This is a genomic window from Hymenobacter fodinae (assembly GCF_004745825.1).
Classification (GTDB): Bacteria; Bacteroidota; Bacteroidia; order Cytophagales; family Hymenobacteraceae; genus Hymenobacter; species Hymenobacter fodinae.
Genome location: NZ_SRLA01000001.1, coordinates 1119980 through 1132617 on the forward strand (window position 1 = coordinate 1119980; position 12638 = coordinate 1132617).

Here is a 12638-nt window from a genome sequence, read left to right on the forward strand (position 1 = left end):
GCAGACGAGCTCCGCCTAGGGCGCGTGCGGCGACAGGGCGGCAACGAGCAGCCGACTGCGGAACAGATCCGGTACGGCGCTGGGGCGCGGTTGCGGCTCCGCTACTCGGGCCAGCAACCAAGTGAAACTACCCTGCGGCGTGGGCAGGGGCAGCCAGGCATCAGCCGCCGGCGCCAGCAAAAATACCAGCGGCGAGGTGGCTTCTAGAGTTACACGCTGCTTCACCACGGCAGCCCGGGGGGCTGCACTTACCTGCGTGGCTTTACCCGCCGGGAGTACCCGGAGCGTAGCCACAGCCTGGTGATTCAGCGACAGCACAAACAGCACAGTGGCTGTGAGCAGCGCGAAACGCAAGCGAGGTAAAAAGATGGGTAAGAAGCGCAAGGTCGTCAAGAGTAGGAATTACAAATATACCTTTTTGGCAGGCGCGGCGCAAAGTATCCTGACATAGTGTGCGCTAAGGCCGGCGTTTTATGCACCTTACTGCTCAGTACTATCCTTATTGCTATATGAAATATGTTGGGCTAAGCATTCTGCTGGTGCTGATGCAGGTCGTGTGTCTAGGCCAGTCGGCGGGCATTCAGGCCACCGTGGAAGTTAACCGCACATTCAGTTTGGTGCGGTTTGTTGATGTGGTAGCCGGCGGTAAAGGTTACCGTGGCATACGGCAGCAGTTTGAGCAAAGCGCCTTTAACACGCCCGCGGCGCAGGCCGCCATTCGGCGCTACCAGCAGCTTCCTCGCGAAGTAAGTTTCGAGTGGCCCGACTACCCGCCTGAACGGCTCGGCTCCTCGGGTAGCAGCTGGAGTCTGTTCATCAAATGCGCCGCCGACGCCAAAGACCTTTCTGATCTGCAACAACGTGCCCTAGGCCTCATGCCCAATCAAACCCTCGTTGAGCTAGGCCAGGTGTATCAAACCCTGAGTCCCGCCTTCGAGCAGTTGCTCTGGCAGCCTTACTTGGCGCAGCTCATGCAGGAGCGGCAGGCCTATCAAGCCTACCTCAACCAGAAGCAACTACTCAAGCACTTCACCCGACTGCGCACCTTCTACGGTAGCAGCTGGCCCGATGAACTGCCCTACCGGATTCTGCTGAGCCCCTTGCCTGGCCCCGCCACCACCTTCACCAACTCCGCCACCGTGGCCAGCAACATTGTGCTGCTCGACTGCCACCCAGCCTCCACCGATTTTGTGTCGGGTAGCACCATCATGTTTCATGAGATGAGCCATTCGCTTTCCATGCAGCAGCGGCAAGAGCTGCAACAACAGGTGGAACGGTGGTACCACAACAGCGGCTCGCCCACTTGGCGCTACGCTTACTCCTTAATGGAAGAAGGCTTGGCCACAGCCGCTGGCGAGTGGATTTACAAGCAGCAGGCCGGTCAGACAGAGAGTGGTGAGTGGTACAACGATGACTACATTAACCGGTACGCTAAAGCCCTGTATCCGCAGGTGGAAAGCTACATTGAAAGTGGCCGCGCTATTGACAGCGCCTTTGTGCGGCAGGCCGTAGCCACCTTCGATGCCACTTTCCCGCAGGCAGCCACTGAATATGTGAACCTGTTCCGGAAAGTGCTGTACTGGACCGACACCGACCCCGCTGCCCCTATTGTATTGCCCTTCCGTGACGCTTTCCGCAGCACCTACACGCTCACGTCAACTCCTATCCTAAGCAAAGACAAAACTCTCGTTACCGCCAAGGAAGGAGCCTACCTGCCCGTAGTCATCATCACGCAGCAACACGCCGCCGCGTTGCGCTACCTGCAGCAGAACTGGCCTAGCCTAAGCAAACAGCGTCTGAGGCCGGAGCAAGACTTTGTACTTAGCCTTACTGATAAGGCCGGCCCTCTGATTCTGGTGAATGTGCATGACCGCGCAAAATTGTCTGCCGCCGCGCAGTACCTGGAAAAGCAGAAAGCCATTCTGCCTAAGCAGCCGTTGTGGGTGTTTTAACCAACGCGAAAAAAGTAAAAGCCTCGCCACTCAAAAGAGTAGCGAGGCTTTATCATGCCGCTAGGCCAGTACTTACGAAGCGCTAGTAGGAATTTTGCCTTTCAGGTAGCCCACCAGCACGTCCAGGCCCCGGTCGAAGTGCCGGTTATTAGGGATGATGATGTCGGCGTCATGCTTAAAGGGCTTGATGTACTTCTCGTACGTGGGGGCCACGTGGTTGGTGTAGCGGTACAGTACGTCCTCCAGATCGTAGCCCCGCTCATCCCGGTCGCGCACGATGCGGCGCTGCAGCTTCACGTGTTCCCGAGCATCAATGTACACCTTCAGATCGAGGAGCTTAGCTACTTCCTCGAAGTAGAATACGAAGATGCCTTCTACTACTACAATGGGAGCGGGCCGAAATACCAGCTCAGCGGGCACCACGTTGGGGTTGTTGAAAGTGTATTCTTGCCGCCGCACCTCCAGGCCCTGGCTAATGCGCAATACGTCAGCGGCATAAGCTGCCGAATCAATGCTGCTGGGAAGGTCAAAGTTCGTGACGCCCTGGGCATCTACCAACTGACTTTCCCGGGGGTGGTAGTAGTTGTCCTGAGAAATCAGGCAGATTTCTTCTTCGGGAAACGAAGCCAGCAGCCGGCGCAAAAACGTTGTCTTTCCGGAGGCGCTACCGCCCGTGATACCGACGATGAAAGGGTGTTGCATTGGGGGTGGGAATAGGCCCGTACCGGCGGGGCCAACCCTGCAAAAGTAAGAAGTTTGCTGCGGAGTAAGAGAAAAAGCGGGGAAATGGCCTGACGAAACTCTATTTCAGCCGCTGATTCAAGAAGTGAACCAGCTTCGCCACGGCTCGGCTACGGTGACTAACGGCATTCTTCTCCGTCAAGCTCATCTCGGCAAAAGTGCGCCCGTTACTTTCAATCGGACAAAAAACGGGGTCGTAGCCGAATCCTTCCTGTCCGCGCACTTCATTAACAATTGTGCCTTCTACAGCACCAGCAAATTCGTGTACCTCGCCGCCCGGCAGCACCAGCGCAATTACAGTCCGGAAGCGGGCCGAACGGTCGGAGCGGCCCTGGAGCTCATGCAGTAGTTTCTGCACATTATCGGCGGCGGAGCGCTGCGGGCCCGCGTATCGGGCTGAGTATACGCCGGGTTCTCCGTTGAGCGCCGTTACTTCTAGGCCAGTATCATCGGCGAAGCAAGCTACGCCGTAGTGGTCCCACACGTACTGCGCTTTCTGACGCGCATTGCCTTCCAGCGTATCCTGGGTTTCCGGAAGTTCTTCTTCGCAGCCAATTGCAGCCAAGCTAACCAGATCTACCGAGGCCGGCAGCAGCGGCCGAATTTCATCTAGCTTGTGGGCATTGTTAGAAGCAAAGCAAAGGCGCATAGAGAAGTGAATGAGTGGCGTGGGAAAAGAGTATTACTACCGTACCGAGCAGAAAGTTTAGGGTATCGATGGCGCTGCCTGGCCTACTTCACTCATTCCTTCACCGTGCCGCCGCTAGCGGAACATAGATTTGATGCTGCCCCAGGAGCGCTCGAAGGCACTGGGCGTCTGGTTGAGAACCGTATGGAAGCTTTGCTGGCCAGAGGCGGTACATACCTGCAAGCGGTAGGTGAAAGGGCCACCTGCTAGGCCACGGTAGCTGTTTTGATCGATGTACTGGTAGGAGCGTTGGTTGCTGGGCTCCACACTGGCGAGCTTACTGAAGCTAGGCTCATTATTGGCCTTTCGGAACAGGGTATATTCCTGCACGCCGCCTTCGTTAGTGACTTCCCATTCCACTACTACGTTGGTATCGTCGTAGGTAGCTTGGAAAGACGTGATGGAGGCGCCATAGGCTAGCAAAACACCACTGCCGAGCAGCACAAGACAGGCAAAAAGTGGGCGTGACATAGACAAAGCAGGTAAGTAAAACTGGGTAGCTATAGACTAGGGTAGCGGCCCAAACATAAGCAATTTCAAGAGCAGCGGCGGATGGCTGAGGTTGCATGCGCGGAAAAGTGGATGCACATTTTTGATATTCCGACGTAACGTGTACTTTTGCAGTCCCTTCCGCAAAATCGGCAGGCACTCAGGTACAAACGGTATTAAACCATGAAAAAGGACATCCACCCCGAGTATCGCGAAGTTGTGTTCCAGGACACTTCTAGCGGCTTCAAATTCGTTACCCGTTCGACGATGAGCTCTAACGAGACCATCACGATGGAAGACGGCAAGACTTACCCCGTCATTAAGGTGGAAGTTAGCAGCGAATCGCACCCCTTCTACACCGGCAAAAACGTGTTGCTCGACACCGCTGGCCGCGTAGAGAAGTTCCGCAACCGCTACCAGAAGAAGTAGTTCGCTACTGGCTCGTAGCCGTTTGCCCTATAAAGAAGCTCCTTTCAGCAATGGAAGGAGCTTTTCTTTTATCCGTGGCAGATGCCCCACGAATCGTACTTTTGCCCGCCGCTCTTGGCTTTGCGCCGTATTTCTCAAGCGTACTGAGTGGCCTAGGTCGCCTTGGCTGGCCTTGCTTCTGTTCAACTCCTTCTCCGCACATGATTACCCTGCTTTTCGACGATCCTCTAATTCGGCCTCGCCTGTTACCCTTCACCTTTACTCGCCCCGTGGCGGCGCTGCGTTGTGGCATCCTGACCATTGCCGAGAAGTGGCAGCATTGGCTCAAAAACGAGCAAGTGGGGTACCTGACGGAGACCTACTTGCAAGGGAAGTTTCCGGCCGGCAACACGCAAGGACCGGCGCTGGTCATTAACGGCGCCGTGTGCCCCGATGCGTTGCTGGTACAGCAGGTGCAGCAATTGCAGCCCGGCGAGGCGCTATTTGATGAGCAGATGTTAGTGGCCGCGCACCTGGCTGATGCTTCGCAGGTGGCAGAGCTGATTCAGGATGGCTTCCAGCGCACCCGCGACGTAGCGGAGCCGGTAACGGCCATCAAGGAAGTGTGGCACCTGTTCCTGCGTAACGGCGCCGAAATTCGCCGCGACTTCGATTTGCTAACCAAAGGCCGTCAGTCGCAGCCCGTGGGCGACGCGCATACTATCGTGTACGCTCCCGAGAACATCTTTATCGAGGAGGGCGTGAAAATTCGGGCCGCTATTCTGAACGCCGAAGATGGACCCATTTACCTTGGCAGAAACAGTCAGGTGCACGAGGGAGCCATTGTTAAAGGCCCCATGGCCCTGTGCGAAGGCTCACACATCAACGCGGGCGCTAAAATGCGTGGCGACAATACTGTTGGCCCCTTCAGCAAAGTAGGTGGAGAAGTTGGCAACAGCATCCTGTTCGGCTACAGCAATAAAGGCCACGATGGTTACCTCGGTAACTCTGTGATAGGGGAGTGGTGCAACCTAGGCGCTGACACCAACACCTCTAACCTGAAGAACAACTACGCCCCGGTGAAAATCTGGAGCCACGCGGCCGGTCGCTTTGTGAATACGGGTCAGCAGTTTTGTGGCCTAATGATGGGCGACCACAGCAAGTGCGGCATCAACACCATGTTTAATACCGGTACGGTGGTGGGCGTGGGCGCTAATATTTTCGGGGCTGGTTTCCCGCGCAACTTCATTCCAAGCTTCAGCTGGGGCGGAGCGGCAGGTTTCGAAACATTCCGGCTGCCGAAGGTGGCGGAGGTAGCCGAGCGCGTAATGGCACGCCGCCACCTGGCCTACGATGAAGCTGAGCAAGCCATTATGAGCCATGTATTTGAGGCTACAATTAAAGACCGAGTATGGGACCGAGCCACTCCGGCCGCGCCCCAAGCCGGAGTAGAGCTGTAAGATAACGGCATGCGTTTCTCTGAAATTCCGGGTCAACAAGGCGTCAAGCAGGTGCTGGTGCAGTCGGTGCAGCGGCAGCACGTGGCCCATGCCCAGCTGTTTAGGGGGGCAGAGGGCTCGGCGGCGCTGGCATTGGCCCTGGCCTACGCGGCGTTCCTAAACTGTGAAAACCGTCCGGCCGAGGCCGAAGATTCCTGCGGGGAATGTTCCAGCTGTCAGAAAATAGACAAGCTGATTCATCCCGACCTCAACTTTATTGTGCCCGTTACAGCTACCAAAGCGGTGCCCAAAGATGCTGTTAGCAGCAAGTTTGCGGCCGATTGGCGGACGTTTGTCTTGGCGAATCCCTACCAAGGCCTCAACGATTGGATGCAGCACATTGGGGCCGAAAACAAGCAGGGCAGTATCTCGAAGGAAGAGAGCCTGCAGCTGCTGAAGCTGGTTTCGCTGAAGGCCTTTGAGGCGCAATTCAAGTTGGTGGTTATCTGGCTGCCGGAGCTAATGCACCCCTCGGCCTCTAATGCTGTGCTGAAACTGCTGGAAGAGCCACCACCGGCTACCATTTTTCTGCTGGTGAGCAACGCCCCCGAGCAATTGCTGCCTACTATCATCAGTCGGGTGCAACCGGTGGTGGTACGCCCACTTACCGAGCCAGAGCTTACAGAATGGCTGCATGCGGTACACCATGTCCCGGAAGCCAAAGCCCGGCAGATTGCGCAAGTGGTAGAAGGAAACCCCGGCGCGGCGCTGGCCTCAAAAGATGCTGCCACGGCTGATAACGACTACTTTGCCTTCTTTGCCGATTGGATGCGCACCTGCTTCGGCGGCAAGGTGGATAAGATGCTCACTACCGCCGACGACTTCCAGAAGCTGGGCCGGGAGAATCAGAAGGAGCTCTTACAGTATGCCCTTACGCTACTGCGCAAGGTGCTCCTGTTTGGCGTCGATCCGAACCTGGTGCCCCACCTGCCCGCCAGCGAGCAGCAATTTGTGCAAGGCTTTAGCCGCTTTGTAACACCCCGCAACGCCGATACTATCACCCGGGAATTAAACGAAGCGCACTATCACGTAGAGCGCAATGCCAACCCTAGAATGGTCTTCGTGGATACGTCACTGCGAGTGGCAGAGCTGCTGAAAATGGCCTAGAGGTGCTGTAAACGCTGAAAGTACAGCGTGGTAAAAAGCTATAGCAGGTGCTAAATCTGCTATAGCCGGTTGGTAAGAGAGTAGGCCAGTATCTTTGCCTTGGCACCGGAGCAGATGGTAGGCCTAGGCAAAACGCACCTGCCGGAACCGGTCTGCAATGGGCGGCTGTTATTCAGCGGCGGCTCAAAGAAAGCCGACAATTTCACATGTTAACAAGAAATCTTCTCGTGAAAAAGCCCATCCGCATCGGGACGCGTGGCAGTAAGCTGGCTCTCTGGCAAGCGAACCACGTAGCTGCTCGCCTAGAGCAAGCCGGTTTGCCCACCGAAATCGTCATTATCACTACCCGTGGCGACGTAGTGCTGGATCGGTCTCTCGACAAGATTGGCGCGAAAGGCGTATTCACGGAGGAGTTGGAAGAGAGCTTGCGCACGGGCCACATTGATATTGCAGTGCATAGCGCCAAAGATGTGCAAAGCTCCATTCCCGAAGACCTGGAACTGCTAGCTTTCATGGAGCGGGAGAAAGTCAACGATGTTATTGTGAGCTTCGATGCTAACCTCGACCTGCAGCGCCCCGACCTGGTCCTGGGCACCAGCAGCACTCGCCGTAAGGCCATGTTGAAGCGCTTTCTGCCGCACGCCACTACGGCCGAGGCCCGCGGTAACCTGCAAACCCGCTTACGTAAGCTTGAGGAAGGGCAATATCATGCGTTGGTACTGGCCTACGCTGGCGTGCACCGCATGGAATATGACGGCCTGATCCGGTACGTCCTCCCCGAGACGCAATACATTCCGGCTACCGGCCAAGGCAGTGTGGCCATTGAGTCGGCTCGTAACCTGGAGCCGGGCCTGAAGGCAGAACTACGGCGCGTGCTCGACCACCCCGATACCCACCTGGCCCTGGTAACGGAGCGGGCCTTTCTGCGCACGATGGAGGGCGGCTGCAGCATCCCATCGTTTGCGCTGGCAACGCTCACACCCGAGGGAAATGTGCACTTGCACGGCGGCCTCATCAGCCTCGATGGGCAGCAATTTATTGACGTAAAGCAAACTGCTCCCGCCAATGATGCCGAGGCCTTAGGCATTCGCATTGCCGAAACAGTGTTGGCTCGCGGTGGGCAGCAGATTCTAGATGATATCCGCCAAGTGCGGAGTGCCGAGAACGTGGCCTAGGCCTAGCTGCTGAACTGAGGCAAAAAACCAATAAGGCCTACGCAGATGATTTGCGTAGGCCTTTTTCACTTGAAACAAGTTTGGCTGAGTGGCCTAGGCCTCTGCACGCTGCGGGCCGCGACCAAACAGGGCGTACAGCACTAGGGCAAATACGGCACCACTGGTATCGGCGAGCATATCCTTCTGCGCGTCCCAAATGTCGCCCTGGCTACCGAGGAAAGCTGCTCCGGCTTCTCCGCCGGCCGTAACTGCGTACACCCATTCAATGAGTTCGTAGCTCATGGCTACGGTACCAATCACGCAGAGCGGGAATAAATAGCTGATAAATCGGTTGCGGATGGTGCCATTGCGGTCAGTAAGTTCAATGATGGGATACGCATAAAACCCAACCGTGAAGTGGGCTACGCGGTCGTACATGTTGCGCTTAAAGCCAAACAAGGTGTTAAACCAATCGAAGGGCACTTTCTCGAATGTGTAGTGCCCCCCAATGGTGTGCATAAACAGGAGTACACTCATGAGGGCGTAGGCCAGGTTGGAAAATCGTACCCCGCGCAGGTACAGCACCACCAAAGCCACCACAATCAGAAAGATGGGAATGTTCTCGGCCCACCACGTGCCTCGCTCGGCTGGATTAATACCCAGTGCCACAAACTCAAGCAGGTACACTACCAGTAATAAGGCCGGAAACCAGCGGAAAGCGGGGGCGGGAGGAGCCGGGTTGTTCATGCAGGGAAACCTGAATAATAAGGAGGAGCTTGGCCCACATACGCGGCCCCCGGGAAATAGCTGGAAATTGTGGAATAAATTTCCGGAATTCGCGCTTGAAGCTATATCAACCCCCTCTTAGTTATGGATGAGTTTGCTATTTCTTCAGACCTGACTCTGGCAACCACTCGGCTGCGACTCCGCACGTGGCAAACCACCGATGCGGCTTCCTTGCACAGCTTACTAACCACAAACCACGAGCGCCTGCGGCTGAACTTTCCCAAAACGCTGGCGGCTACGCGCACCCTGGCGGCAACGGCCGCATTCATTCGGGAGCGGCAGCGCGACTGGCAACAGCGTCGGGCCTATCAGCTAGGCCTGTGGCACGCCGAGGCGGAGCAGCTACTAGGGCTAGTGACCCTGCGCAATGTGGCCTGGGAAATTCCGAAAGCCGAACTGGCCTACCTGCTCAGCGCCGAAGCAGAAGGACAGGGCCTCATGCAAGAGGCCTTAGGAGCTGTGCTGCGGTGGGCATTTGAAGAGCTTGGCCTGGTGCGCCTATACTGCCTGCTCCGGCCCGAAAATAAGCGCAGTGCCCAGCTGATTCAGCGTATGCAATTTCGACACGAGGGCTGTTTCCGCCAGGATTACCGGGGCGCAGATGGGCAGCTTTACGATCTAGACCAATATGCCCTGTTGCATAGGGAGTATGCACCCTTCGCTGCCGAAAGCGCGTAACTTGGGGCCTTAGCTTGTTATTAACCCTCTTTTTGCATGAAGTTATCCGCTCGCCTTACCCTGTTGGTATGGGCTTTCCTGTTAGTTTCTGTTTCGCTACAGGCTGCCATATGGCCGCGCAAATCCAAGAAAGACCAACTCGTAACCATCACCACACCGCAGGGTGATATCCGATTGATCCTTTTCGATCAGACGCCTTTGCACAAGGCCAACTTCCTGAAGCTGGCTCAGAGCGGCTTTTATAATGGCACGACATTCCATCGGGTTATCCCCAACTTCATGATTCAGGGGGGGGACGCTAATTCCAAGGATACAGATCCCTCGAATGATGGCGCTGGCTCACCGGATGAAAAGCGTATTCCGGCTGAAATCCGGCCAGAGTTTACGCATAAATACGGGGCAGTGGCGGCCGCCCGTACCGGCGACATGGTAAATCCACAACGAGCCAGCAGCGCCTCACAGTTTTACATTGTAGAAAACCACAACGGTACCCCGCACTTAAATGGGGCCTACACGGTGTTTGGGCAAGTTATCAGTGGCCTAGAAGTGGTCGACAAAATAGCCCAGCAGCCTGTGGCTGAACGCAACCGCCCCGTTACGGATATCAAAATGACGGTGAAGGTAGAGAAGGTGAAAAAAAAGAAAATCACGGAGCTCTACGGCTACCAGTATCGCTAAAAGCTGCCCGCTACCAACACCATGAAACTACTTATTACCGGCTCTAATGGTCTGCTCGGCCAGAAATTGGTGGCTCTGTTACACCAGCAGGTGGGGGTGCAGCTGATTGCTACTTCCCGTGGGGAGAACAAGCTGGCCGCGCTCTACCCCCAGGTACGCTTCGTGCCACTCGACCTTACCAACCCAGCCAAAGTGCAGGAGGTAATAGCCACTGAGCAGCCAACGCACCTTATTCACACCGCCGCTATGACTAATGTAGACGAGTGTGAGCTTCACCAGGAAGCGTGCTGGCAAAACAACGTAACTGCAACTGAGTACCTGGTAGCGGCTTGTGAGCAGCACAATGTGCACCTAGTGCATGTAAGCACTGATTTTATCTTTAGCGGCGAGCATGGCCCACTCATGGAGGAAGCTGCCCCTGGGCCTGTGAATTTCTACGGTCAAAGTAAACTGGCTGCGGAGCAGGCTGTACAGGCCTGCCGCACACCGTGGGCTATACTACGGACGGTGCTAGTCTACGGTACCGCCCATGAATATGGTCGCACCAATATTGTTCTGTGGGTTCGGGACTCTTTACGAGCTGGCAAGCACATTAAAGTTGTCAGCGACCAGCTCCGCACGCCCACCCTGGCGGAGGACTTAGCACAAGGCTGTTGGCTGGCTGCTAAGCATAACGCAACTGGCATTTACCACATCAGTGGGGAAGAACTCTTGACTCCGTACCAAATGGCGTTACAAGTAGCAGAGTTCTTCGGGCTAGATGCATCACTCATCGAAAAAGTAGATGCAAGCACCTTTTCCCAGCCTGCCACACGCCCGTTACGGACCGGCTTCATCATCACGAAAGCTAAAACAGATCTGGGCTACCAACCTCGCACTTTCGCCCAAGGCATCGCGCTGTTAGCGCGGCAAACGGACGCCAGTGCGTAAGGCTTACCTTAAGTAAAGCCGGCCACATCCTGTATGAAGGAACGATGCCTCTGGTGCGCTTTATACGGGCATAAAAAAACCCGCAGACAACGCCTGCGGGATTTTCACACACCTATTGCAACAACCTTAAGATCAGGCATACCTGCGAGCAACTGCAGAAGCCTGAGTCTAATATTTAATAATTAAATGTCTTACGACGAAACTTCTCCGATGAGAAGTTTTTCCACTAGAACTACCGTGCCTTTGAAGATGTCGGTTCTAGTTACTACTACAGAGTAGTACATTTCTATCAGCTGCCGTAAGCCCGGGGGCCACGAAAGTCGTCTGACGCGTTACGTATGCAGGAGTTGTGCCTGAATAGCGTAGCTCCTCCGACGTTGAGAGAGCATAACTCTGTGAGTTAACAATTGAAAGAGCGGAATGAAACGAGTTGGCCTTTTATTCCTTTGTGCCGTTCCACATAACAATATTAAGGGGGCATAACAGTGCTGTAAAGGACACTTTTGCGCTAATTGTGACTTGTATTTGTCTGTGATAGATTGTGAAGTATCAGGAAAGCCGCTAGTTAGCTACCTGTTTACTGTAAAAGATACAGGCTTTGGGCAAGCTAGATAAGCAAAAGCGTAGTGCGCGGCAGATGCTAAAAGCTCAGGCGATTTTGTGAAAAAACGCCTCATTTTGTGACATCGATTTCTGTCGTGACATTGAAAGTTTTTGCTTTCGTCAGCGCCTGTAGAGACCAAATAGTTAAGAATATGGCCATACCAGGGCACACTATTAGCCACCAAGCGGTAGGGGCAAGCCGCGAAGAAGCTAAAAGCCTACCCCAACTGGCAACTTCAGGCGGCAAGCCAACTCCTAGAAAAGACAAGGTGGTCTCTAGGCCTATAATCAAGGCGATGCTGAGTGGCATACGCGCCAGAAGCACTGGCCAGACAACGGGCCAGATATGTTTCCAAACAATACGGAGTGGCGGTAGGCCTGCTGCTTCGGCGGCCATGATGAAGGGCAACGGCACAGTGCGCAGTGTAGCGGCTCGCAAGAGCCGGGCAGCAGTAGTCCAGCAGGTGCAAATAAGGAGCACAATCAAGCCTAGTAACGAAGGCTGCTGAATAGCCGCTACCGTTAGAACCAGAACCAGTAACGGAACGGAATCGAGTAAGGCAACAAGTGCTTGAATCACATCATCCAACGGGATGGGAAGGAGCCTGCGGCCCCAATTGGAGCGGCTCAGCAACCAGCCAGTCACGGCACCTAGGCCTATGGCTCCCACTAGCAACATGTAGGGGGAGTTCCACAATGGACCCAGAAGTACTCCTGCCGCCAATACTGAAATTACTGTTGCGCCAAACCAGCCATAGGTAATACGTAGGCGGGTATTGCCAAAAAAACCTGCCAACGCCCCCAGCAATCCGCCCACCAAATTCGCAAGCAAGGCAGCGGGTAGGCTGATGAGGAGAGTAGAGCGGGCACCGGCCAGCAAACTAGCCCACACATCACGGCCTACCGTATCAGTCCCTAACCAATG

General features: G+C 55.3%; 14 protein-coding genes. 8 read left to right on the forward strand and 6 right to left on the reverse strand.

Features of this window, described 5'->3' with window-relative positions:
- Positions 1-15: 15 nt before the first annotated feature.
- Positions 16-354 (reverse strand): hypothetical protein, encoded by a 339-nt coding sequence (locus EU556_RS04830; protein ID WP_210116221.1) that lies wholly within the window; start codon positions 352-354, stop codon positions 16-18.
- Between the two features lie 155 nt (positions 355-509).
- Here EU556_RS04830 and EU556_RS04835 point away from each other — a divergent pair, with 155 nt between their 5' ends.
- Positions 510-1952 carry a hypothetical protein gene (locus EU556_RS04835; RefSeq protein WP_135431562.1) on the forward strand — a complete coding sequence of 481 codons (1443 nt, stop codon included), beginning with the start codon at positions 510-512 and terminating at the stop codon, positions 1950-1952.
- A 72-nt stretch (positions 1953-2024) separates the two neighbouring features.
- On the opposite strand, the gene EU556_RS04840 is transcribed toward EU556_RS04835, so the two are convergent.
- The 3 genes from EU556_RS04840 to EU556_RS04850 form a co-directional block, all read right to left on the reverse strand.
- Positions 2025-2654 carry a uridine kinase family protein gene (locus tag EU556_RS04840; protein WP_135431564.1) on the reverse strand — a complete coding sequence of 210 codons (630 nt, stop codon included), beginning with the start codon at positions 2652-2654 and terminating at the stop codon, positions 2025-2027.
- Between the two features lie 100 nt (positions 2655-2754).
- Positions 2755-3342 (reverse strand): RdgB/HAM1 family non-canonical purine NTP pyrophosphatase, encoded by a 588-nt coding sequence (gene rdgB, locus EU556_RS04845; protein ID WP_135431566.1) that lies wholly within the window; start codon positions 3340-3342, stop codon positions 2755-2757.
- A 114-nt stretch (positions 3343-3456) separates the two neighbouring features.
- Positions 3457-3852 (reverse strand): hypothetical protein, encoded by a 396-nt coding sequence (locus EU556_RS04850; protein WP_135431568.1) that lies wholly within the window; start codon positions 3850-3852, stop codon positions 3457-3459.
- 201 nt (positions 3853-4053) lie between these two features.
- On the opposite strand from EU556_RS04850, the gene EU556_RS04855 reads away from it, so the two are divergent.
- From EU556_RS04855 to hemC, 4 genes are all read left to right on the forward strand, one after another.
- A complete protein-coding gene (locus EU556_RS04855; protein ID WP_135431570.1) occupies positions 4054-4299 on the forward strand; it encodes a type B 50S ribosomal protein L31 in 246 nt (81 codons plus the stop codon).
- A gap of 200 nt (positions 4300-4499) precedes the next feature.
- A complete protein-coding gene (locus tag EU556_RS04860; RefSeq protein WP_135431572.1) occupies positions 4500-5738 on the forward strand; it encodes a GlmU family protein in 1239 nt (412 codons plus the stop codon).
- A 9-nt stretch (positions 5739-5747) separates the two neighbouring features.
- On the forward strand, positions 5748-6884 hold the full coding sequence (locus EU556_RS04865; protein ID WP_135431574.1) for a DNA polymerase III subunit: 1137 nt from the start codon (positions 5748-5750) through the stop codon (positions 6882-6884).
- A 206-nt stretch (positions 6885-7090) separates the two neighbouring features.
- The gene (gene hemC, locus EU556_RS04870) at positions 7091-8059 is read left to right on the forward strand and encodes a hydroxymethylbilane synthase (protein WP_135431576.1); all 969 of its coding nucleotides are present in this window, start codon (positions 7091-7093) and stop codon (positions 8057-8059) included.
- A gap of 93 nt (positions 8060-8152) precedes the next feature.
- On the opposite strand, the gene EU556_RS04875 is transcribed toward hemC, so the two are convergent.
- Complete coding sequence (locus EU556_RS04875; RefSeq protein WP_135431578.1) at positions 8153-8785, reverse strand: DUF2238 domain-containing protein; 633 nt, start codon at positions 8783-8785, stop codon at positions 8153-8155.
- Positions 8786-8908: 123 nt separating this feature from the next.
- Here EU556_RS04875 and EU556_RS04880 point away from each other — a divergent pair, with 123 nt between their 5' ends.
- Genes EU556_RS04880 through EU556_RS04890 form a run of 3 tightly spaced genes read left to right on the forward strand, consistent with a single transcriptional unit; the run spans position 8909 to position 11110 of the window.
- Positions 8909-9502 carry a GNAT family N-acetyltransferase gene (locus EU556_RS04880; RefSeq protein ID WP_135431580.1) on the forward strand — a complete coding sequence of 198 codons (594 nt, stop codon included), beginning with the start codon at positions 8909-8911 and terminating at the stop codon, positions 9500-9502.
- A gap of 36 nt (positions 9503-9538) precedes the next feature.
- Entirely contained in the window at positions 9539-10180 is a 642-nt protein-coding gene (locus tag EU556_RS04885) for a peptidylprolyl isomerase (protein WP_135431582.1), read from the forward strand.
- Between the two features lie 21 nt (positions 10181-10201).
- Complete coding sequence (locus EU556_RS04890) at positions 10202-11110, forward strand: SDR family oxidoreductase (RefSeq protein WP_135431584.1); 909 nt, start codon at positions 10202-10204, stop codon at positions 11108-11110.
- A 673-nt stretch (positions 11111-11783) separates the two neighbouring features.
- On the opposite strand, the gene EU556_RS04895 is transcribed toward EU556_RS04890, so the two are convergent.
- A complete protein-coding gene (locus EU556_RS04895; RefSeq protein ID WP_167855448.1) occupies positions 11784-12545 on the reverse strand; it encodes an ABC transporter permease in 762 nt (253 codons plus the stop codon).
- Between the last annotated feature and the right edge of the window lie 93 nt (positions 12546-12638).